Annotated in this window: 21 protein-coding genes; 7 read left to right on the forward strand and 14 right to left on the reverse strand. The window is 37.7% G+C overall.

The features are described 5' to 3' along the window. Window positions 1-96 precede the first annotated feature (96 nt). Together IRT38_RS10765 and IRT38_RS10770 are read right to left on the reverse strand one after the other, a co-directional pair. Window positions 97-822, reverse strand: a complete 726-nt coding sequence (locus IRT38_RS10765; protein WP_194597676.1) for a hypothetical protein — start codon at window positions 820-822, stop codon at window positions 97-99. A 72-nt stretch (window positions 823-894) separates the two neighbouring features. Further along, on the reverse strand, window positions 895-1,152 hold the full coding sequence (locus tag IRT38_RS10770) for a hypothetical protein (protein WP_194597677.1): 258 nt from the start codon (window positions 1,150-1,152) through the stop codon (window positions 895-897). A 422-nt stretch (window positions 1,153-1,574) separates the two neighbouring features. Here IRT38_RS10770 and IRT38_RS10775 point away from each other — a divergent pair, with 422 nt between their 5' ends. Next, complete coding sequence (locus IRT38_RS10775) at window positions 1,575-1,817, forward strand: VF530 family DNA-binding protein (protein WP_020899562.1); 243 nt, start codon at window positions 1,575-1,577, stop codon at window positions 1,815-1,817. Window positions 1,818-1,895: 78 nt separating this feature from the next. Here IRT38_RS10775 and IRT38_RS10780 read toward each other — a convergent pair whose 3' ends face one another. Continuing rightward, entirely contained in the window at window positions 1,896-2,204 is a 309-nt protein-coding gene (locus IRT38_RS10780) for a helix-turn-helix domain-containing protein (RefSeq protein ID WP_004954417.1), read from the reverse strand. Further along, window positions 2,201-3,532, reverse strand: a complete 1,332-nt coding sequence (locus IRT38_RS10785; RefSeq protein ID WP_194597678.1) for a type II toxin-antitoxin system HipA family toxin — start codon at window positions 3,530-3,532, stop codon at window positions 2,201-2,203. Before IRT38_RS10785 ends, IRT38_RS10780 begins: the two co-directional genes overlap by 4 nt. A gap of 276 nt (window positions 3,533-3,808) precedes the next feature. On the opposite strand from IRT38_RS10785, the gene IRT38_RS10790 reads away from it, so the two are divergent. Then, on the forward strand, window positions 3,809-4,507 hold the full coding sequence (locus tag IRT38_RS10790; protein ID WP_194597679.1) for a DUF1826 domain-containing protein: 699 nt from the start codon (window positions 3,809-3,811) through the stop codon (window positions 4,505-4,507). 59 nt (window positions 4,508-4,566) lie between these two features. Here IRT38_RS10790 and IRT38_RS10795 read toward each other — a convergent pair whose 3' ends face one another. The 5 genes from IRT38_RS10795 to IRT38_RS10815 form a co-directional block, all read right to left on the reverse strand. Then, window positions 4,567-5,364 (reverse strand): sulfite exporter TauE/SafE family protein, encoded by a 798-nt coding sequence (locus IRT38_RS10795; protein ID WP_194597680.1) that lies wholly within the window; start codon window positions 5,362-5,364, stop codon window positions 4,567-4,569. Between the two features lie 41 nt (window positions 5,365-5,405). Beyond that, window positions 5,406-5,900 carry a flavin reductase gene (locus IRT38_RS10800; RefSeq protein ID WP_194597713.1) on the reverse strand — a complete coding sequence of 165 codons (495 nt, stop codon included), beginning with the start codon at window positions 5,898-5,900 and terminating at the stop codon, window positions 5,406-5,408. 151 nt (window positions 5,901-6,051) lie between these two features. Next, on the reverse strand, window positions 6,052-7,080 hold the full coding sequence (locus IRT38_RS10805) for a methionine synthase (RefSeq protein WP_194597681.1): 1,029 nt from the start codon (window positions 7,078-7,080) through the stop codon (window positions 6,052-6,054). Between the two features lie 23 nt (window positions 7,081-7,103). Continuing rightward, complete coding sequence (locus IRT38_RS10810) at window positions 7,104-8,099, reverse strand: DUF1852 domain-containing protein (protein ID WP_194597682.1); 996 nt, start codon at window positions 8,097-8,099, stop codon at window positions 7,104-7,106. Between the two features lie 388 nt (window positions 8,100-8,487). Beyond that, the gene (locus tag IRT38_RS10815; RefSeq protein WP_194597683.1) at window positions 8,488-10,692 is read right to left on the reverse strand and encodes a TonB-dependent siderophore receptor; all 2,205 of its coding nucleotides are present in this window, start codon (window positions 10,690-10,692) and stop codon (window positions 8,488-8,490) included. Between the two features lie 218 nt (window positions 10,693-10,910). Here IRT38_RS10815 and IRT38_RS10820 point away from each other — a divergent pair, with 218 nt between their 5' ends. From IRT38_RS10820 to IRT38_RS10840, 5 genes are all read left to right on the forward strand, one after another. Beyond that, window positions 10,911-11,342, forward strand: coding sequence for an SRPBCC family protein (locus IRT38_RS10820; protein WP_004911109.1), 432 nt, complete (start codon window positions 10,911-10,913; stop codon window positions 11,340-11,342). 175 nt (window positions 11,343-11,517) lie between these two features. Beyond that, window positions 11,518-12,399, forward strand: coding sequence for a LysR family transcriptional regulator (locus IRT38_RS10825; protein ID WP_194597684.1), 882 nt, complete (start codon window positions 11,518-11,520; stop codon window positions 12,397-12,399). A gap of 230 nt (window positions 12,400-12,629) precedes the next feature. Then, complete coding sequence (locus IRT38_RS10830; protein WP_039048228.1) at window positions 12,630-13,334, forward strand: CoA transferase subunit A; 705 nt, start codon at window positions 12,630-12,632, stop codon at window positions 13,332-13,334. Window position 13,335: 1 nt separating this feature from the next. Then, window positions 13,336-13,983, forward strand: a complete 648-nt coding sequence (locus tag IRT38_RS10835) for a CoA transferase subunit B (protein WP_194597685.1) — start codon at window positions 13,336-13,338, stop codon at window positions 13,981-13,983. 76 nt (window positions 13,984-14,059) lie between these two features. After that, on the forward strand, window positions 14,060-15,232 hold the full coding sequence (locus tag IRT38_RS10840) for a thiolase family protein (protein WP_194597686.1): 1,173 nt from the start codon (window positions 14,060-14,062) through the stop codon (window positions 15,230-15,232). Window positions 15,233-15,318: 86 nt separating this feature from the next. Here the strand turns inward: IRT38_RS10840 and IRT38_RS10845 are convergent, their stop codons facing one another. From IRT38_RS10845 to IRT38_RS10865, 5 genes are all read right to left on the reverse strand, one after another. Next, a complete protein-coding gene (locus tag IRT38_RS10845) occupies window positions 15,319-17,142 on the reverse strand; it encodes an acyl-CoA dehydrogenase (protein ID WP_194597687.1) in 1,824 nt (607 codons plus the stop codon). 9 nt (window positions 17,143-17,151) lie between these two features. After that, a complete protein-coding gene (locus IRT38_RS10850) occupies window positions 17,152-17,622 on the reverse strand; it encodes a MaoC family dehydratase (protein WP_227592162.1) in 471 nt (156 codons plus the stop codon). A 2-nt stretch (window positions 17,623-17,624) separates the two neighbouring features. After that, entirely contained in the window at window positions 17,625-18,536 is a 912-nt protein-coding gene (locus IRT38_RS10855) for an SDR family NAD(P)-dependent oxidoreductase (protein WP_194597688.1), read from the reverse strand. 91 nt (window positions 18,537-18,627) lie between these two features. After that, window positions 18,628-19,392, reverse strand: a complete 765-nt coding sequence (locus tag IRT38_RS10860; RefSeq protein WP_150025927.1) for an SDR family oxidoreductase — start codon at window positions 19,390-19,392, stop codon at window positions 18,628-18,630. A gap of 432 nt (window positions 19,393-19,824) precedes the next feature. Next, window positions 19,825-21,180 (reverse strand): MFS transporter, encoded by a 1,356-nt coding sequence (locus tag IRT38_RS10865; protein ID WP_194597689.1) that lies wholly within the window; start codon window positions 21,178-21,180, stop codon window positions 19,825-19,827. Window positions 21,181-21,259: the final 79 nt, after the last annotated feature.

Raw genomic sequence — 21,259 nt, forward strand, 5'->3', positions numbered from 1 at the left:
ATCTACCATAACTTATTTTATAAAAATTTAAGAAAAATTCATACAATAGTGGATCACACCAAATTAGAATTTTTTAAAATCATATAAGATTAAGATTTATTCTTTAGTACTATTTAATTCCTGCCATTTATTTAAGAGATCTATCTCTTCTTCTTCAATAGTTGTTTCACCATTTAGTATTCTTCTTAATCTTGAATTAGAATTTTTTCTACAAGCATTGACTACTTCTTCTGGAAATGCTTGTCGAGCATTCGATTGCGCAATTAACCATGCATTTCTAATTTTCTTTTGTTCAAGAGTTAAGTTTTCAAATTTACATTTTGCTTGATATAACCATTCTTTTACATGATTGGATTCTTCTTGTGGTAAAAGCTTTATGGCTTTCTCAAGTAGTTCATAGACACGTAGTTTATCGGTATCTTCTGGCATATAGTCATCAAAATCATGTAATGAAATATATCTAAATAGTTTACTGCCATTTAGTTCTATAGCCAAAAATGCTTCTGCAATAATTTTATCAGCAATTGCTCTAGCATGTGTGGCAGCATAGACTTTCGGTGAAAAAATTGGAACTCCCATTGTCTGTAAGATTTCACTAGCTTCAAAGACTCCCTCTTCACCTAAGTATATATTTGTATCGAATAAAGCAATTTTACCTTTTCCCATGATATGAAAGGAATTTAATTCGGAGTCGGGATGCCATGTCTCTTTTACATGCCAATCACCTGTTAAAAATTCATAGTCATTGATATTTAAGGCTCTCATACCACTGATGTATAGTTGCTTTGAAAATTGTATTTTTGCTAGTTCTTCATAGAGCATATAATCTCACCATTTTCTAAATTCATATGATTATAAAATAAACTAGACTTGCAGAGCTCTACTTAGTACCAACTATTTATTCGAAGTGCTAATGTTCCGTTTTTTAATTTTATAAGTTCCTCGTATAGCAATTTTTTGGGCCAAATCAGGGTTGCGTCCAGACAATTTTTTAATTAAGACGGGAGTGCTATTAGGAGCTTTGCTCCATATAGCATCATTCTCCACATAAAGTACTGTATTGGTACGTGCATTCTCAATAAAACTTTCACAAAGTACCTTAGCTGCTGCAGTAGCTATATCACTTTCATCCTCTAAGCTGTTAATTTTCATATCTAAAACCTTATTTTGATTAAATTTGGTTAGGCTGACGAATAACATAATAACTAATATAGCCGAATGTCCTATAAAAATAGTGAATTAAATAAGAAATCTTTATTGATAAAAATAGTTTTGAAAAATAAATAAGGGCTTAATTTATTTTTGAAACATTTGCTTCAAGTGAATGAATACATTGAGTATAAAAATGACAACTTATGTGTCGTTGACTACTGACATTCTTTGTCATTAAAAGCTTTAAGCTATTGATTTTTAGATTGCAGAAATGACAACTTATATGTCGCGTGACGTACATTCCTTCACCACTATTCAATAACTTAAGTGATTTCTGTTTTAATTACGTTCAAATTCCAACCCTCTCATTTTTAACTAGCCTAGGTTATAATGATGGTCTTCCAAAATATTGTTGCTCTATTATGAACGCCTCCAATGACCCTCTACACGGCAAAAAACTTGCTGACATTTTGGATGAATTATTGGATTACTACGGTGGCTTTGAAGGCTTAAGTCGTAAAATTGAAATTAGATGTTTTTGCATAGATCCAAGTGTTAAATCATCATTACGATTCTTGCGTACCACACCATGGGCACGTGAAAAAGTAGAAAGCTTATATTTGTATGTCTTACGCCAAAAAGCCAAACAAAAATCTCAGCTATGAAAACCCTAGCCTCAGCATTTTAATTAGCCGATTCTTAATATCTTTTATCAGGAAGCTATATGTTCATAGCCATTGATCTCATTCTGATGGTTTAATGATCTTTCTCACAATGTGCTCATGAGTCGGTACAAGCCCTGCTTTCAATCCAAGTGGTTTAAATACCTTGTCTAAAACAGATTGAGTAAGTTTTCCTTTATCTTGTTCAATATCAGTTAACGTCCTACGACTTACACCGACTAAATTTGCATATTGTTCCTGAGACATACCAAGAATATTTTTTCGCAAATACGCCAATAATTGCCCCAATGTAATTTCATTCAATAAGTACTGCATATATAGATCAATAAGAACTTGTTGACGATCTTGAGTCTGATTTTTTGTATTCATAATAGTTCCCATCTTTCTAATTTAGCTTCAACATAGTCAAATGAAAGCGCTGCCATCTCCATAATTTGTTTTGGTACACCTTTATCTATTAATCTTTGTTTTAGCCCAACAAGATGACTTGCTAAAGATTTCAATGTAGTTAGAGACAAATTCGGATCGCATAAATGTGCAAGCTTTTGTGTAATTTGCTCCCATTGATATTCTCCTCCTTCCTCATAAGGACTTCCCCAAGTTGTTGATCTTGTGACAACTTCTGGATCAGCTTTCATTGGAGCAAAATCATAAATTGGAGCAAGCGAAATTTTTCCAGATTGTTTTAGAAATGAAGTATTTCGCCCATGATTATCAGAATTACCAAAAATAATATTGAGTAAATCTCGCTGTAACCACTCACAAACGAATTGTTCTGAATCAAACTCTGAATCAATAGATATCAGTAAATTGCATAGATTTTCAATCACTTCAAAGTGATTGAGATGGCTACCCGAAGCTTTATTTAATACGGAATAGACAGATTCAAGCCCATGACGATGCCATTTTTGGTTGTGCCATTCAACATCAAATCTTGGTAGCCATAATGATGGATATTTTTCACCTTCGATCAGCTTCATTTCTGTAGTTTCAATGGTGTTGAAACCCAACTCTTTTAGCTCTTGATAGTAATAGTATTCTGCTCTGAGAATATTACAGTCGATCTCACTACGATTATTTCTAGGGAATTTAACTAGATAGTGTTGATCAGGTTGATCAAAGTTTTGTTGATAAGTATCAATCCAAATATTTTGATCTTTTGTAGCACGAATCAATAATTTAGGAGCTTCACCACCCGCTCCTGTTGCACCACCACTAATTGCACCCATTTGCTGTGCATATTCAAGAAAATCTACATTTCGGTCAGCAACATCACTTTGACTAAAATAACGTAAATGCAGAGTTGATTCAGGATTGATTGGTGGAAGAGCTTCTTTTATTCTCAAATTGCCTACGGGTGCGATGCCACCTTTTTCTAATAAAATACTATCTTGCTCAGCATGCGTTAGTCTTTGTAGACCTAGAAAATTCACCCAATAACGGCGTGCAGCACCTGATGGAACAATATCATCTAAAAAACCAAACCATGAACTAGATTCATGTTTTATTAGTATTTGTATAGGTAGCGACAAACTACAGGCATGCTCATCTCGCTTGTCCAAATTGTGGATTGCGTATTCTAAATCGTAAGCTAATTCACTGGCACTTGCTGAGCCTAGTTTAGGTTCTAATAATGTTAGTTCAGCAATATCAAACCAACTTTGATCAAGTAACGCCTGTATTGTTAATTTTTTCATTGATGTAAATGAGCAATTATTTTCTCAAAAATACTCTATTTTTTTATTTTTGTGAATATATTTGCGCATAATTATTTTTATGTAAGTTTTTGAGCATAAATTTGCTCATAACGATCTGTGGAAAATAACTTTCTCAGTGTCTATTTAAAACCCTTTATTTCATTGTTATAAGGTATGAAAAGATAAATGTTTGAAAAATACTATTCCATCTATCGTTGTTAACGTGATCGAACTGTGTATCATTAAACATATTTTCTTTTTGATAAACTTCTTTTTATGAAGAATGCATTTTCTAATCACAAGCAAATTAGCGTGGTTTCTAGTTTCTCCGAACTTATCAGTTCTAATTTTCAAGGAGATAGAAATGCGATTTGTTGGTATAGAAATCTTAATGGGGATTTTCAAGAAATCGTCAAAAAACTTCAGCTAAAGGAAAATATCACTGAGATTTCAGTTGATGATTTATTGGCTTTACAACTTTCTGAATATGGTCGTTTAGCAAGAGAAATCATAATTGCGGATATTCAGCAATTAACAGAGCTTGGCGCATCACCTACGCTTAACTTAATTCAAAATTACGAACGTGATGATGAGTTAGATTTTATTTCGACAGATGTTTATTCATTTCATGTTGATCGCTCGCCTATTCCAACAGATACTTTTTTATGTACCTATCACGGTGCGGCAAGTGAGATTCTGCCAAACGATCAAGTTGAGCAAAAGATTTTAATTCCTGAAATTAGAGAAAAACTAAAAAATCTACATGATGGACCAGAAGCTGAATTTGAGAATTTTTTAGAAGAATATTTCTTTGATTTGCACTACCGAGCAAAACCTGAGAGTAAACCTGTTAATTTAGGTTTAGGTCATCTATGGCGTTTGGCAGTCGACCATCCAACACAACAAGTTTTACCCTGTGTGCATAGAGCACCGATAGAGATAGATGGAGAATATAGATTGCTGTTGATTTGTTAAAGACTAGAAAAAGATTTTAAAAGCTCACAGAAAAGTGAGCTATACGGAGAAGATTTTTATCACATGCCTTTGTAAAGAAAGAAGCATCCAACGATCAATAACATTAAAGCAAAGCATTTTTTAAGTACGATTGGCGATAAAATATGTGCTGTTTTAGCTCCAAGCTTAGCCGTCATAAAACTCATAATGCTAATACCTAAAAATGCATAGATATGTACAAAACCAATAGTGTTAGGCACATTTATATGCTGTTTCATACCAAAAAATATAAATCCTAAAGCACCTGCGATGGCAATTGGTAAGCCACATGCTGCCGAGGTTCCGACGGCTTTTTGCATGACTACACCATAATGATTTAGATAAGGAACGGTTAAACTCCCTCCCCCAATACCAAAAATTGCTGAAGCAACTCCGATGCCTGTACCTGCAAATATTTGTCGAGTTTTTGATGGTAATACCTTACCCTGATCGATTACATTTTTCGCCCCAAAGAACATTTTGTAAGCAACCCAGATCACAAATATCCCGATGATCAATTGTAAATTTGCACCAGAAAGTAATCCCGCAACACCAGCTCCTAAAAATGAACCAAGGATTAGTCCTGGTGTTAGATTTTTAAATACAGGCCAAATCACGGCGCTGTTTTTATTGTGGGCGATCAATGAACTAATAGAAGTCACAATGATTGTTGCCAATGAGGTTCCCAAAGCCATATGCATGATGACATCTGGTTGGTATCCCATTTGAGTGAATACGATGTATAAAAGTGGAACGATAATGAGCCCACCACCGACACCAAAGAGTCCAGCAGCGAAACCAGCTAAAGCCCCGATGGCTAAAAAAATGATTAATTCCACGAGATATTTTCTTAAAATAAAGGGATGAATAGACAGTTGGCTCAGGCAATTTCTGCAATCTGCCCAACTTGATGATAAGCACGGTTAAAGTAGACTAACCCCTGATCATGCTGACTTTGTTGGATAGCAACGATACGACAAATAAAAATGGTATGTGTTCCAACTTCCTGAATTTGTTCAATCTGACAATCAAAACTGACAAGAGCATCCTCTAGAACAGGTGCACCTGTTTTTAATTTAGTCCAAGTTCCATGTTTAAACCGCTCTTCAGACGTCAACTTAGAAGAAAACACATTAGAAATATGCTGATGTTGCGCGCCTAGAACATTCACAGTTAAAGTTTCATTTTCAATAAAATGTGCATGTGACCTAGATGCTGTATTCATACACACCAATAATGTCGGAGGTGTATCCGTAACGCTACATACAGCAGATGCGGTAAATCCATGACGACCAGATGCTCCCGCTGTAGTCACCACATTCACTGCACTTGTCAGTAAAGACATCGCATTTCTAAAGTCATTTGCTTCAATCATCATCTGATTCCTAAATTGAACTGTAGCTTTTCTTTAGATTAAGACCTAACACACACTTGCGTCACATTTGCACATCTAAATCATTTCAAACCGAATGGGCTGCTAACTAGATTAATAAGTAGCCCATTCGATATTTCCTAATTGCTAAATACTAAACGGCGAGCTCTTTTCGGATAATTTCTGCACCTGCACTTAAGGCATTCAGCTTGCCGCGTGCTACTTCACGAGATAAAGGCGCCATACCACAATTGGTTGATGGATAAAGTTTGTCAGCATCAACAAATTGCAAAGCTTTTCTTAAGGTATCGGCAACTTCTTCAGGTGTTTCGATATTATTAGTAGCAACATCGATCGCGCCTACCATCACTTTTTTACCGCGAATTAGTTCAATTAGATCCATTGGTACACGAGAGTTTTGGCATTCTAGCGAAACGATATCAATTTTAGATTGTTGAAGCTTAGGAAAGGCTTCTTCATATTGACGCCATTCTGAACCTAATGTCTTTTTCCAATCTGTATTGGCTTTAATACCGTAGCCATAGCAAATATGTACGGCTGTTTCACATTTCAGACCTTCTAGCGCTCTTTCTAAAGTTGCCACACCCCAATCATTGACCTCATCAAAAAATACATTAAATGCAGGTTCATCAAACTGGATAATATCAACACCAGCTGCTTCGAGTTCTCTCGCTTCCTGATTTAAAATTTTTGCGAATTCCCATGCTAGTTTTTCACGGCTTTTATAATGTCCGTCATATAATGTATCAATCATGGTCATAGGACCTGGCAATGCCCATTTGATCGGTTGATTGGTTTGTTGACGTAAAAATTTAGCATCTTCAACGAATACGGGTTTTTGACGACTGACAGCACCCACAACGGATGGAACACTTGCATCGTAACGATTTCGAATTCGAACCGTTTCACGCTTCTGGAAATCAACACCATCTAAATGTTCAATAAATGTTGTGACGAAATGTTGGCGAGTTTGTTCACCATCACTTACGATATCAATGCCCGAGTGTAATTGCTCGTGCAGTGACAGTCTTAAAGCATCTTGCTTAGCCTCATAAAGTTGTTCATCTTGGAGTTTCCATGGCGACCAAAGCTTTTCAGGTTCAGCTAACCAAGAAGGTTTTGGTAAGCTGCCAGCTGTTGATGTCGGTAATAATCTTTTCATAATCAGTAATCTTCTATATCGGTTTACACAGCAGCATAATTTTGTTCGGTGTAGTTCTCAGCCCACTGTTCGAGAATCTCTCGATATGGTTTGATAAATTGCTCTTCAGTGAATTTGCCTTGTTTTACAGCTAACTGACTACGCTCTTCACGGTCGTATACGATTTGCGTTAAAGAGTAATCTTGGTATTTCAAACTTGGTTGATAGTATTTGCCCGCTACAGAGTTAGCATTATAAATTTCAGGTCGGTAAATCTTTTGGAATGTTTCCATTGTGCTGATTGCACTAATGAGTTCTAGGTTGCTGTAATCACTTAGCAAATCACCTGAAAAATAAAAAGCTAATGGCGCTACACTGTTAGCAGGCATGAAATAACGTACTTTTAACCCCATTTTCTTGAAGTATTCATCAGTTAGAGAATATTCATCTTGTTGATATTCGACGCCCAATACAGGATGTACATTTGCAGTTTGATAATATGTTTTTGAGCTCGACACACTTAGGCATATCACAGGTGCTTTATCAAAATTCGCTTTGTATGCAGCTGAGTTGATTAGGTGTTTAAAAAGCTTGCCGTGTAATACACCAAAGTTATCTGGCGCACTAAATTTTGCTTGATTTTTACTGTGTTCTAATAATAAGACACTAAAATCATAATCACGCACATAAGATGAAAAACTATTACCTACCATGCCATCAATACGCTTATTTGTCTGATGATCAACAATTGTTGTTTTTAACATTTCAATAACTGGAAATGCATGACCATTACCTTCGATATCCATATTTGCTGAAATAATATCGATTTCAACTGAATAACGATCCGCTTTTGGATTATCCCAATGTGCTAAGTCATTGAAACGATTATTGATCATTTGTAAGGTTTTACGTAGATTTTCTTGACGGCTCTCACCTCTTGCTAAATTTGCAAAGTTAGTTGTAAGACGTGTGCTTTCTGAAGGATGATAGTTTTCATCAAAACGAATACTTTTAATAGAACATGTAAATTTTTTACTCATTGTACTACTACCCTAATCTCTAAGATAAAACCTGAATTTCTGTATGAAATAATTTATACATGAATGTTCACATGAGTAAAAATGATTTAATCTAACCAAAAGATGAATAAAATTCATTATTTATTGTTTTTATGGGTTTCAGTGCTCTAACCTGAATGAACTTCACCATGAGCTGAAAAACTATCAGGATTTTGATTGAATTATTGCTATAAGGGCGTGTTTGTAATTTGGAATTATTCTTTAGATGATGACATACAATGTTTCGTTTCTATTTTTTGTTTACAACGATATAAAAACTTGAATTTTATTAATCGAATAACAGAATCCCGTAAAAAAGACGATCCAATTTTTAAGTCAGATCGTCTTTATTCATATCAGTGAATTGGATTTAGAAATTCACCGACCAAGAGAATTGTGCAGTGCGTGGAGCGCCTAGGAACAAATAATCATCCCCAAAGAAGCTTCCCGCATCTCTCCAATTTTTTTTATTAAATAAATTATCAACATTGAATCTTAACGTGTTTTCATAGCCATTAGCTTTAAAGTTATAAGCTGCACCAGCATTAAAAACTGTGTAGCTTGGAACTTTCACGCTGCCTATTTTATTGGCATATTTACTTGAACTGTATTGTGTACCAGCCAGTAATCTTAAGCCTTCTACTTGTGGCAATTGATACGATAAGTAAGTTGCAAAGCGTACTTTAGGAACATTCTGAGTTTGATGGCCTTGATATTCAGCGACATCGATCTTTTTTAAGCGTGAACGAGTCAGCGCCAAAGTCGAGACCATATCTAAATTCTGTGTCAAACGTCCTTGCAAACCAAGTTCTAAACCTAAGTTATGTTGTTTACCATCAGTTAAGTAATAGTTGTCAGCATTCGTATATTGATGATCTTGTTCTAGATCAAATATTGCTGCTGTAAACAACATAGATTGTAATTGATGCTTCAATCCCAGTTCATATTGGGTGGATTTGATTGGAGCAAGTGTTTCAAATGCATTACCGACAATCCCTTTTTCTTCATTACCGAAGGCATACCACGGCGCTTGTCCGCCATCACTTAGACCTTTGCTAAATGATGTGTAAACTTGCGTATTTTCCCAAGGTTGGTACATCACTGCAAATTGTGGCAAGAATCGGTTTAAATCTGTATCACGAATCTTATTCGCTGCCGCATCATAAGCTTTCTCATCTAAAGAAAGGATTTTTCCACCCATATGAACTGACCATGCGTCATTGAAACGGATTTGGTCTAGTAGATTTAATGCGGTTTGCTGACTATCAAGGGACTTATAGCGATTGCCTAGAGCTACATCTGTAGGCTTATAGTCCACAGTATTGTTATAGATGTTGCCCGTACCAACGAGTTGATTGATTGCATCATATTGAGCACGTCGTTTATAGGTATGAGATAACTCGACATTTAAGCTATGCTGCCATGTCCCTGTTGCGAACTTGCCGTTTAATCCTGTTTTAAATTGATTTGTTAAATAACTATCATCTGGACTACGGAAATCATAAATATCGTAGTTACCTTTTTGATCAAAGGTATTGCCTAAACCTGTAAATTCACAAATCTCACTATAACAACCCCACGGGAATGCTGAATAGTCATCAACGACTACACGGCTTTGCGAAGCGGATAAGTTTGCTGTCCAATCATCATTGAGACGATGCGTATATTTTAAACTCGTATTCAGACTTTCATTAGTAACGGGTTTACTCCAACTTTGATAACCCAGTAAACGATCCCATTCCACATTAGTCGGTACAATTTTTCCATCTAATAATTGATAGCCTGGTACCGAGCGCTGACGTTGGCGTTGTGATTCAATATCAAACTCAAGTTTTGAATCATCAGAAATCTTCCAGTCCAAAGCAACTGAACCAAAAAGTCGCTTCCCATTGGTATGCTCTACATATGGATGAATCTCTTCGTGAGCTAAATTGATTCGATAGCCAAATTGTTGATTTTCACCCACGATATCGCCAATATCTGTTGCGATACGATAACCACCCTGACTATCTGTTTCTAATGTAACTGAACGAATATCCTTTGGACGTTTAGCCACGTAGTTAACTATTCCACCTGGCGTAGACATACCACTTTGGATTGCGCTGATACCCTTTAAGATCTCGACTTGCTCTTTATTTTCTAACGCAACATTTTGTTCGCCTCTAAGTAAGTTGCCATTGAGTAGATAACTTGAACCTAGATTGAGCGCGAAACCACGCATAATAAAGTTTGAGTAATAGCCAATAGGCGCATAACCATCCCCTACAGAAGCATCATTTTTCACAACGTCAGCCAGTGTTTTTGCATGCTGATCAGCAATGCGTTCGGCAGTAATCGTGCTCACTGAAGCAGGAATTTTAGCAACGGTTTGTTGATTAAAACCCGATAAATTGATTTGAGGTTGGTAGTACGCACTTTGAATGGATTGTGCGGCTAAAGTGATTGTTGGAAGTTGCGAAACAGTGTTTTCATCTTCTGCATTTGCGACGACTGAACTTAGTCCCATACACGAAAATGAACCAACGGTTAGAAGCGCTTTTTGTAAACGAGAAAATGAAAATGGATAAGTTTTCACAGTAGTTGCCTAACCCCAAAAAAGATAATGGTATAACCTGAATTTTCGAGGCTGAGTATTCACAATTTTTGATGCTTGAACAAGCGCCTTTGCTTACATATATCTGAATTTTTAGCTACTCCGATAATCCGACAAACAAAATGACCAGTTCAGCCAAACCGTGTTAGTATTTGAAAATGACAATTCATCATGTCAAATTAAAAAAGAAAGGAATTGCTATGCTAAAAATGCAACAAATCAACATCACTCAAGAATTCAATGCCCCTGTCGAAAAGGTATTTGCGATCCTCAGCGAACATGAAAATTTGAATAAGCTCTTCGCTCCAGCAAAAGTGACTCGTTTGAGTGATGGTCAAGATGCACGTAATGGGGTTGGTTCAGCGCGTAAGTTATCTATACCACTCACACCTTCATTTGTTGAAACAAATTTAGTCTATAGAGAAAATGAATTGATTGAATACGCGATTACCAGTGGTATTGCACCAATTAAAGCGCATCGCGGCGTAATGAAGTTTACTGATTTGGGAAATAATCGTAGTCGTTTGGACTATACGATTAGCTTTAAGGGGCGTGTGCCTTTTATTGGACCAATTATCAAATTGGCATTACAAAATGGTGTGAGCCGTGGACTTAAAAAACTAAAAGTATAAGTTTTAGAGAAATTTCGTATTCTCTAATTTGAATCTTAACTCCCATAATCTATGATTGTGGGAGTTTTTATTTACTGTATAGATCAACTTTTCTTTGAAAATTAATTTCTAAAATAACATTCAGTTCATTTTTAAGATAAATTAGATCTATTCAATAATTTACTTAGGAAAAGCGATGACTCTTAAGCAGCTAAAGGCATTTTTAGCACTTGCGCGTACTTTAAATTATGCCAATGCTTCGCTGGAACTGCACTTAAGTCAGTCTGCTTTAAGTCTAAGTATAAAAAGTTTAGAAGATGAACTCGGCGGTAAGTTGTTTAATCGAAATACACGTCGTGTTGAACTGACTCAAGAAGGTAAATCTCTCATTCCCTACGCAAAAAAACTATTGGCAAATTGGGATGAAATGGAAAATGACGTTAAACAACGCTTTAAATTAAATCGCGGCACACTTAGTATCGCCTCGATGCCCTTTTTTACCCATGCGATCTTGCCTGATGTGATTCATTCTTTTTTATCTGAGCATCCAAACCTTAATTTTTCGATCCATGATATTCCAAATGAAACCATTATTGAAAAAGTTCAAGATGGTATCTTTGAGTTAGGCATTTGTTTTGAACCAGAACTGACCGAAGGCTTAGAGTTTGTGCCTTTGTTTGATGAAGACTTTCTCGCCTTGCTTCCTAAAAATCATCCCTTAGCAGATAAAGCACGTATTACATGGCAACAATTGTTTGCTAATCCTTTTATTACCCTACAAAAGCCATCAATTGTTCGTCACCTAGTTGAGCAAAATTGTTTACGCAACAATATGACTTTGGATTTGAAAATAGAGTGTCATCAGATTTCTTCATTATCAAGTTTTGTTGCACATGGTATTGGGGTGAGCGCGATTCCTCGTCATTTTGCCAAGCATATAGACTTAACAGAGAATGTATTACTCGAACTGGAAGATGGAACCATCCACAAAACGGTTGGTATCATCTATAAAAAGAATTTTGAAATATCACATATTTCGGCACAATTTATTGAGTCGTTGATAAGGTATAAATTTTAAATAACTCATTATTGCAATTGGTCTTATATTTTTCATTTGTAAATTAATATATTTATTATTAATAATTTCAATAATTTATAATCTTAAGTCTATTGTTTTTTTAGATTAAAATCTGTCCAAATAAATCAATTTATTAATTAAACTCATTAATCCTTGAGAAAAATCAACTTCTATCTACCTAGTCCTAATGCTAAAACTAAATCACTAAGGGACGATAGGACAATAATAGAATGAATAAGGTATATGCCAGTGCTGAGGCAGCAATCAAAGATGTGGTTGCTAATAACCAAACCCTTGCCGTGGGCGGTTTTGGGTTATGTGGAATTCCTGAGCAGCTCATTGTGGCGGTTAAAGAAAGTGGTGTAACAGGTCTGACTTGTATTTCAAATAATGCAGGTGTTGATGATTTTGGCCTAGGTATTTTATTGCATACCAAACAGATCAAAAAAATGATCTCATCTTATGTGGGTGAAAATAAAGAATTTGAACGTCAATATCTAAATGGCGAGCTTGAAGTTGAATTAACTCCACAAGGAACATTAGCTGAAAAATTACGCGCTGGTGGTGCTGGTATTCCAGCTTTTTATACGAAAACTGGTGTAGGAACTCTGATTGCTGAAGGCAAAGAAGAACGTAATTTTCATGGTAAAAAATACATTTTAGAAGAATCGCTTACTGCTGATGTTTCTCTTATTAAAGCTTACAAGGCAGATAAAGCTGGAAATTTAATATTCCGTAAGACGGCTCAGAACTTTAATCCTGAATGTGCAATGGCTGGGAAAATCACCATTGCTGAAGTGGAACAAATCGTTGAGATTGGTGAATTAGATCCAGATGAAATCCATTTACCAGGGATTTATGTGAATCGCATTATTTTAAATGCATCACCCGAAAAACGTATCGAACAAAAAACTTTAAGCATGGAGGCAGTTTAAAATGGCTTGGTCACGTAATGAAATGGCACAGCGTGCTGCACAAGAACTCGAAGATGGCTTCTATGTGAACTTGGGTATTGGTCTACCTACACTTGTTGCTAACTATATTCCAAAAAACATGAATGTATGGTTGCAGTCTGAAAATGGGCTGCTTGGTATCGGCGCATTTCCTACTGAAGAAACCTTAGATGCAGATTTGATCAATGCTGGTAAGCAAACGATTACTGCACGTGCAGGTGCGGCATTTTTCTCAAGTTCAGAATCTTTCGCAATGATCCGTGGCGGTCATGTCAATATTGCGATTTTAGGCGCTATGGAAGTTTCTGAACAAGGTGACTTAGCCAATTGGATGATTCCAGGTAAGAAAGTCAAAGGCATGGGCGGTGCGATGGACTTGGTTGCAGGTGTTCAAAAAGTTGTGGTTCTCATGGAACACTGTGCGAAAGATTGTACACCGAAGATTGTGAAAAACTGTAGTTTACCACTGACAGGTCAAGCCGTTGTCCATCGTGTGATAACGGATTTAGGTGTCATGGATATTACGTCTGAAGGTGTTGAACTGATTGAACTCGCAAAAGATGTGACGCTGGAACAAATTCGAGCAGTAACAGGTGTGCCACTAATTTTTGATAAATCTTTAGTGGCATAAATGAGATGAGATATTCTGCTCTAGTCTGTTGAACTGGAGCAGTTATATGACAACATACATTTAAAGAGATATAAAAATGAGTTCTATTGTTATTGTGTCAGGTAGTCGTACCGCGATGGGCGGTTTTCAAGGTAGCCTTTCTAGTTTAACTGCTCCAGAATTAGGTGCTGCTGTAATCCGTGAGTCTATCCAGCGTGCTGGTATTGCACCAGAGCAAGTCAATGAAGTGATTTTTGGTTGTGTATTGAGTGCAGGCATTGGTCAAGGCCCTGCGCGTCAAGCAATGCGTAAAGCGGGTGTTCCAGATCATGTTGGCGCAGTGACCATCAATAAACTATGTGGTTCTGCGATGAAAGCAGTATTGATGGCATCAGATACTTTGAAAGCTGGTAGTGCAAATATTGTGGTTGCGGGCGGTATGGAATCAATGACCAATGCACCATATATCTTACCTAAAGCACGTGGTGGCTATCGTATGGGACATGGTGAAATCAAAGATCATATGTTCTTGGATGGTTTAGAAGATGCTGAAACGGGTCGTTTAATGGGTTCATTTGCTCAGGATATGGCAAATACCAAGGGCTTCACCCGTGAGCAAATGGATAACTTTGCGATTTCTTCACTCCAAAAAGCTCAAACAGCGATTACAGAAGGATATTTCAAAGATGAAATCGTCGCTGTAGAAGTTAAAACACGTAAAGGTGTTGAGGTGATTGACCAAGATGAGCAACCTCTGAAAGCAAATCTTGATAAAATTCCGACACTACGCCCTGCTTTTAGCAAAGACGGTACGATTACGGCAGCCAATTCGAGTTCGATTTCGGATGGTGCTGCGGCTTTAGTACTTTCTACAGAAGATTATGCACAAGCAAATGATTTAAATGTCTTGGCTAAGATTGTAGCTACTTCAAGTCATTCGCAACATCCAAGTGAGTTTACGATTGCTCCAATTAGTGCGATTCAAAAAGTACTTGATCGTGCTGGCTGGTCAGTTGAGGATGTCGATGCATGGGAAATCAATGAAGCTTTCGCGATGGTGGCTATGGCTCCGATTCATGAGTTAGGTATTGATGAAGCTAAAGTCAATATTCACGGTGGCGCATGTGCTTTAGGTCATCCGATTGGTGCGACAGGTTCACGTATTATTCTTTCATTGATCTATGCATTAAAACGTCTAGGCAAGAAGAAAGGCGTCGCTGCATTATGTATTGGTGGTGGTGAAGCAACAGCTGTGGCCATCGAAATTTAAACTATAAAAATCAGCGAAGCACCTCAATCGAGGTGCTTTTTTATCTAAGCAGCTAACAGATTAGAAAATGCAAAAAAAGGTTCTTACTAGAACCATTCTATTGGCATTTTAAATGGCGTCGTCTCGACAGGATCAAGTACGGATAACCAACTGATAATTTTTGGCATTTCCCAACCAAAGAAATAGTCGCAAGCTGCAAGTTTTCCGTGCAGAAAATCTGGATCTGTTGCATCTGGTAAGCGCTTATGAATAACGACTGCCTGATCAAGCCACAACCATCCCACGATCAGATGTCCAAAGGCTTCTAGATAATGCGCTGCATTTGCCAGTTGGAGCTCTACATCAGTTAAGGCATGTAGCTTTTCTGTGACGTTCTGGATGAGTTGCCACTTTTCAGTTAAATGATCGGCATGATTTCTTAAAGTAGGTTCCGCTTTGGCCTGAGCGATTGTCTCCAAGATTTTTTCATCTAACAGTTTCATCGCTTTACCGTGATTAAGGCGTGTTTTACGTCCTAATAAGTCTAGTGCCTGAATACCAAATGTTCCCTCATGAATCGGGTTGAGACGATTATCACGATAAAATTGTTCAACATTGTATTCACGGGTATAACCATAACCGCCATGAACTTGTATGGCTAAATCATTTGCTACAAGCCCCCACTCCGAAGACCAACTTTTCACTACTGGAGTTAATAGGTCGAGAAGTTGATTGGCTTGATCACGCTGTTCTTGATCTTCAAGTGAATGGATGTCATCTGTTAGTCTGGCGGCATATAAGCAGAGTGCTAATGCACCTGAGACATACGATTTTTGCGCCAACAACATACGGCGAACATCAGCATGTTGAATAATCGGGATTTGTGGTGAACTTGGATTACGTTCGCCGCGAGAACGACCTTGCAATCGGGTCTTTGCATAATCTAAAGCATGCAAATATCCGGTGTATCCCAATGCTGCTGCACCAAGTCCAACAGAGATACGCGCTTCGTTCATCATATGGAACATATAAGCCAGTCCTTTACCAGCTTCGCCCACCAACTCACCAATGGCACCCGCTTCTCCTTCTGGAGTAAAGCGCCCCTCTCCAAAATTTAACACACAGTTGACGGTGCCTCGATAGCCCATTTTGTGGTTAATCCCAGCCAAAGCAATATCATTGCGTTCATTTGGTTGCCCCTGTTCATCGAGTAACTTACGGGGTACGGTAAACAGTGAAATACCTTGAACGCCTGGAGGCAATTGACCATTTTCATCAGGGATTTTGGCTAAAACTAAATGAACAATGTTGTCCGAGATATCATGCTCACCGCCTGAAATCCACATTTTGTTTCCGAACAAGCGATATCGCCCATCATTTGTTTTGATCGCCCGTGTACGAATATCCGCAAGACTCGACCCCGCTTGTGGTTCGGATAGGCACATGGTTCCGAAACATTTTCCTTCTATCATCGCACTGACATAGGGTTTAACTTTTTCTGGATCTCCATGTGCCATTAATAAATTGGCATTCCCAATAGTCAAAAATGCGTAACCTGCTGTACCTGAGTTGGCTCCAAGCAAATAGGCCATTCCTGCGCGCTCAACAGTATTCGGTAAATTCATACCATTCCATTCAGATGGGAAAGCTGCGCTCATCAAACCTGCTTCTGCAAAGGCTTTGAGTGCGATTCCAACCTCGGGATTAACTGTTACACGTTCACCATCAAAAACAGGTTCATGACTGTCATTTTTTTTATTATGAGGAGCAAATAGATCTGTTGCCAAGGCCTCGTAAACGTTTAAAACAGAGGTATATTCAAAACGATCTTGACCATTAAAAGGTTCGCGTTGACTAAGTTCCTCGATTTTTAGCCAGTCGAACAGTAAGAAATCTACATCTTTACGAGAGAGAACAAATTCATTACTCATGAGGTTCCCCTATATGTTCACAAGCGTAAGCCATTCGGCAACAAGTGCTGGCTTGGCTTCATTTTCAATTTCAACACTAACTTCCATCGTTAATTGGTAACTTCTCTGATTCTTTTCAGAAACTTTTTTTAAGTGGAAATGTCCACGCACACGTTTACCACTATGAACAGGACTGATAAATCGAACACTATTGAGACCATAATTCACGGCAGACTGCTGCCCTTTGATAGTAGGTAGTACCTGAGCTGCCATGACAGAGAGTAAAGAGAGTGTCAAAAAACCATGTGCAATTGTGCCACCAAACGGTGTTTGGCGAGCAGCTTCTTCATCAACATGTATAAATTGACGGTCTAGAGTTACATCAGCGAACGTATTGATCATAGATTGCTCTATTGCAATCCAGTCCGAGTTACCTAAAGCTTGACCTTGCAATTCCAAAAGCTGTTCAATACTCAGTATATTTTGTGCAGATGATGTCAAAATTATTCTCCTGTTGTTAATGAAGCCTTTTTCAACTCAAGATCACCTTGAGCAGCGCCTCTCACAGGAACAAATTCATCTGTACGGTCTGCAACATCCGCTAAACGTTGTGCTAATACATGAGGAACCTGCTCATCTGTACCTAAGTGAATGCCTTGTGTAAGCGTAATATGTGCTGCCTCAAAGCTTCCAGCACCTGCACAAAGTATCATACGGGTCGGTGCGTCTTCGCTCACCAAAGCGGCAATTGCAGGACTGACTGCACTTGGTGCCAGTGCTTTAAGTGCTTCTTCGGGTAATAAGCCTTCAAGCATTCGTGTTGCGGCTGTTGGTGCTAGGCAGTTCACTCGAACATTATATTTCTCGCCTTCCAACGCAAGGGTCTGCATCAAGCCCACCAATGCCATTTTGGCAGCACTATAGTTTGATTGTCCAAAATTGCCATATAAACCAGAAGATGAGGTTGTCATAACAATACGACCATATTTCTGCTCACGCATGATCTCCCATACAGCTTTAGTGCAATTTACGGCGCCCATAAGATGTACATCAATCACAGTACGAAAATCTTCTAATGACATTTTGCTAAACGTTTTATCCCGAAGAATTCCAGCATTATTCACCAAAATATCGACACGGCCCCAGCGAGCAATTGTTTCCTCAACCATCTGTTGGACTTGTTCAATATTCGTGACTGAGGCACTATTTGCGATTGCTTCACCGCCTGCAGCAATAATTTCATCTACGACTTTTTGAGCAGCCATAGTTGATCCGCCCTGTCCGTTTACGTCACTGCCAAGATCATTCACAACAACTTTTGCACCCAAACGGGCCAATAACAATGCATGTTCTCGTCCTAAACCTGCACCTGCTCCAGTAACGATCGCCACTCGATTGTTTAAATTAACTGTCATGATCTATGTCCTAAAAAAGTTCTGTTTTAACTGCCGTTTAATATCCAGTTCCTCTTAATTTATTAATAGGAAGGAACTACTTTTTATATTTTTAAATGGTTAAACCACCATCAACCACAATACATTCACCATTGGTATAACTCGCAGCATCAGATACGAGATAAAGTACTGTTCCTGCCATTTCGCGTGGTTCAGCATGACGACGTAAAGGAATTGAACTCATCCATTGCTGATAAATCTCTTCATTTGCAAATAGTGCGGATGCAAATTTGGTCTTAGTCAGGCCTGGCAATAAAGCATTTACCCGGATACCAAAAGGACCGCATTCTTTGGCAAATGCTTTGGTCATATTCACAACTGCGGCTTTGGTAATGGAATAAATTCCTTGCTGGTCTCCGGGTTGTAGCGCATTTACGGATGCTGTATTTACAATGGCACCACCACCGTGTTCTTTCATTAGTTTGCCAGCTTCAACGGACATAAAGAAATATCCACGAATGTTGACTTCAACCGTTTTGTTATAAGCGCCAATATCAGTATCCAGGATATGTCCAAAATAAGGATTGGCCGCTGCATTGTTGACTAAAATATCTAAGCGACCATGTTGCTTACGGATATGTTCAAAAATTTCTGCAATATCTTCCAATTTTCCTACATGACACGCAGCAGCTTCCGCTTTTCCATTGGCTGCTATAATTTCATCAGCAACTCTTTGACAATCTTCAATTTTACGACTAGATACAATCACATGTGCACCTTGTTCAGCCAAAAGTTTAGCGATCTCCTCGCCAATACCACGACTTGCACCTGTAACTAATGCTATTTTTCCTGTTAAATCAAATAAGTTTGTTGCCATATATAGAATTTCCTTTTGTATTGTTCCTTAAATAGAATCTTGCCCTGTTTTCAATATTCCTTGCTGCACGTCCGAAGTTAAAATTTATGCTTCTCATGACTCTATTTATGTGATGTCCTGAACATACCTAACTTGGTATCATGAATGAAATGAATTATTTTAATATTCAATTATGCATTCAATTAATAGTGATACTATGTTTAAAATCTCCATTTGATAAATTGTTCTCAAAAAAAGCTATCAAATAATATATTTCCTTAATGAAATCTCATAATTTAAGTTGGGCTTTTGCTCGCTGAACAGCTCTTTGATTAAATGATAATTTCATCAATAGCAAAGGGGTTGTAAAATAGATGTGCTTCACAAACTAAAAAGGCACATCTTATACGTAGATGTGCCTTTGATTTTCTCAGAATAATTATCAAAAAACCACTAAGCATTACCAGATTCAGTTAAATTGGTTTTAACCTCTTCCAATTGCTGTTCTTCATCAAATTTATGACGTTTCAAACTCAATATCGCGCAAATTGCTAACATTGCAGGGACAGAAATCATCACAAAATTCATGGTATGCGGTAAGTTCAAGGTTAATAGCAAGCCTGTCAAAATCGGACCGACAATCGCACCAATTCGACCTACACCAGAAGCACAACCAATTCCAGTCGAGCGAACACTTAATGGATAGTATTGCGCAACATAGCTATAAAGAAGGATTGAAGTACCAATCGTCGCTGCGCCAGCAACAGTTACTAAACCATATAAAACATAAGCTGGAGAGTTAAATCCTAAGCCGATCAGTGCCACTACACCTGCCATCAGCATTCCCATGATCACAGGTTTCAAATGGAATTTGTCTGAGAGGATACCACCACCAATTGAACCAATCATTGCACCAACATTCAAAGCAAACAAGAATAAGATACTCTTGCCGAGTGAATAACCTGCTGCAAGCATTAGTTTAGGTAACCAACTGCTTAGTGCGTAAACCATTAATAAGCACATAAAGAACAATACCCAAAACATAAGCGTATTAAATGCACGTCCTTGTTGAAATAAGCCTTTTACAGAACTACCTGTTGGAACATTATCTTCATTTAACACTAAACGCGTATTAATACTGATGCTTTGTTCAGGTGAAATTTTTTGAATGATGCTATGTGCTTGATCAGTTTTAACCAAAAAGGTTAAAGATTCAGGTAGGAATTTCCAAATAACAGGTAATAAAAGCAAAGGAATACCAGCAATCAAGAACATGATTTGCCAACCTTGACTCTCAACTGAATAACTTCCGATGAGCGCAGATAAAATTCCACCGATCGCATAACCACTAAACATCGTGCCAACTAAGGTACTGCGAATACGTTTAGGTGCGTACTCTGATGTGAGTGCGACGAGATTTGGCATAACCCCGCCTATCCCTAAACCTGCTAAAAACCGTAAAATACCAAATTCAAAAGGATTAGATGCAAACGCACCTAAAAAAGTAAAACCACTAAAGAAGGTCACACAGATTAAAATTACATTTTTACGTCCTATTTTATCTGCCAAAGCACCGAATAACATGGCTCCAAACATCATCCCGCACAAAGCCGTACTGGCGAGCATGCCTGCTTGTACAGAAGTGAGAGACCACTCCTGCATAAGTAAAGGTAGAACAACGCCATAAATGACGAGATCATAACCATCAAAAATAATAATCAATAAGCACCAAAGTAAAATACTCCAGTGAAAGGGTGTAAATTTTGCTTGATCAATTACTGCATTTACATTAACCGTAGATGTTGTCATTCTGCATCTCCTCAATGAGATAAATTCCTAATCATTATTTAAAACGACATAATGCACCTTAAAGAAAAATATTATTATT

The sequence above is a fragment of the Acinetobacter sp. SK-43 genome (genome assembly GCF_015351505.1).
Lineage (GTDB): Bacteria > Pseudomonadota > Gammaproteobacteria > Pseudomonadales > Moraxellaceae > Acinetobacter > Acinetobacter junii.

Coding starts and splice junctions, on each gene's coding strand:
- IRT38_RS10775 (WP_020899562.1), top strand. CDS start 1,575: ATGAACGCCTCCAATGACCCTCTACACGGCAAAAAACTTGCTGACATT.
- IRT38_RS10770 (WP_194597677.1), bottom strand. CDS start 1,152: ATGAAAATTAACAGCTTAGAGGATGAAAGTGATATAGCTACTGCAGCA.
- IRT38_RS10785 (WP_194597678.1), bottom strand. CDS start 3,532: ATGAAAAAATTAACAATACAGGCGTTACTTGATCAAAGTTGGTTTGAT.
- IRT38_RS10860 (WP_150025927.1), bottom strand. CDS start 19,392: ATGGCAACAAACTTATTTGATTTAACAGGAAAAATAGCATTAGTTACA.
- IRT38_RS10830 (WP_039048228.1), top strand. CDS start 12,630: ATGAATAAGGTATATGCCAGTGCTGAGGCAGCAATCAAAGATGTGGTT.
- IRT38_RS10790 (WP_194597679.1), top strand. CDS start 3,809: ATGAAGAATGCATTTTCTAATCACAAGCAAATTAGCGTGGTTTCTAGT.
- IRT38_RS10805 (WP_194597681.1), bottom strand. CDS start 7,080: ATGAAAAGATTATTACCGACATCAACAGCTGGCAGCTTACCAAAACCT.
- IRT38_RS10765 (WP_194597676.1), bottom strand. CDS start 822: ATGCTCTATGAAGAACTAGCAAAAATACAATTTTCAAAGCAACTATAC.
- IRT38_RS10820 (WP_004911109.1), top strand. CDS start 10,911: ATGCTAAAAATGCAACAAATCAACATCACTCAAGAATTCAATGCCCCT.
- IRT38_RS10800 (WP_194597713.1), bottom strand. CDS start 5,900: ATGATTGAAGCAAATGACTTTAGAAATGCGATGTCTTTACTGACAAGT.
- IRT38_RS10845 (WP_194597687.1), bottom strand. CDS start 17,142: ATGAGTAATGAATTTGTTCTCTCTCGTAAAGATGTAGATTTCTTACTG.
- IRT38_RS10865 (WP_194597689.1), bottom strand. CDS start 21,180: ATGACAACATCTACGGTTAATGTAAATGCAGTAATTGATCAAGCAAAA.
- IRT38_RS10810 (WP_194597682.1), bottom strand. CDS start 8,099: ATGAGTAAAAAATTTACATGTTCTATTAAAAGTATTCGTTTTGATGAA.
- IRT38_RS10780 (WP_004954417.1), bottom strand. CDS start 2,204: ATGAATACAAAAAATCAGACTCAAGATCGTCAACAAGTTCTTATTGAT.
- IRT38_RS10825 (WP_194597684.1), top strand. CDS start 11,518: ATGACTCTTAAGCAGCTAAAGGCATTTTTAGCACTTGCGCGTACTTTA.
- IRT38_RS10855 (WP_194597688.1), bottom strand. CDS start 18,536: ATGACAGTTAATTTAAACAATCGAGTGGCGATCGTTACTGGAGCAGGT.
- IRT38_RS10840 (WP_194597686.1), top strand. CDS start 14,060: ATGAGTTCTATTGTTATTGTGTCAGGTAGTCGTACCGCGATGGGCGGT.
- IRT38_RS10835 (WP_194597685.1), top strand. CDS start 13,336: ATGGCTTGGTCACGTAATGAAATGGCACAGCGTGCTGCACAAGAACTC.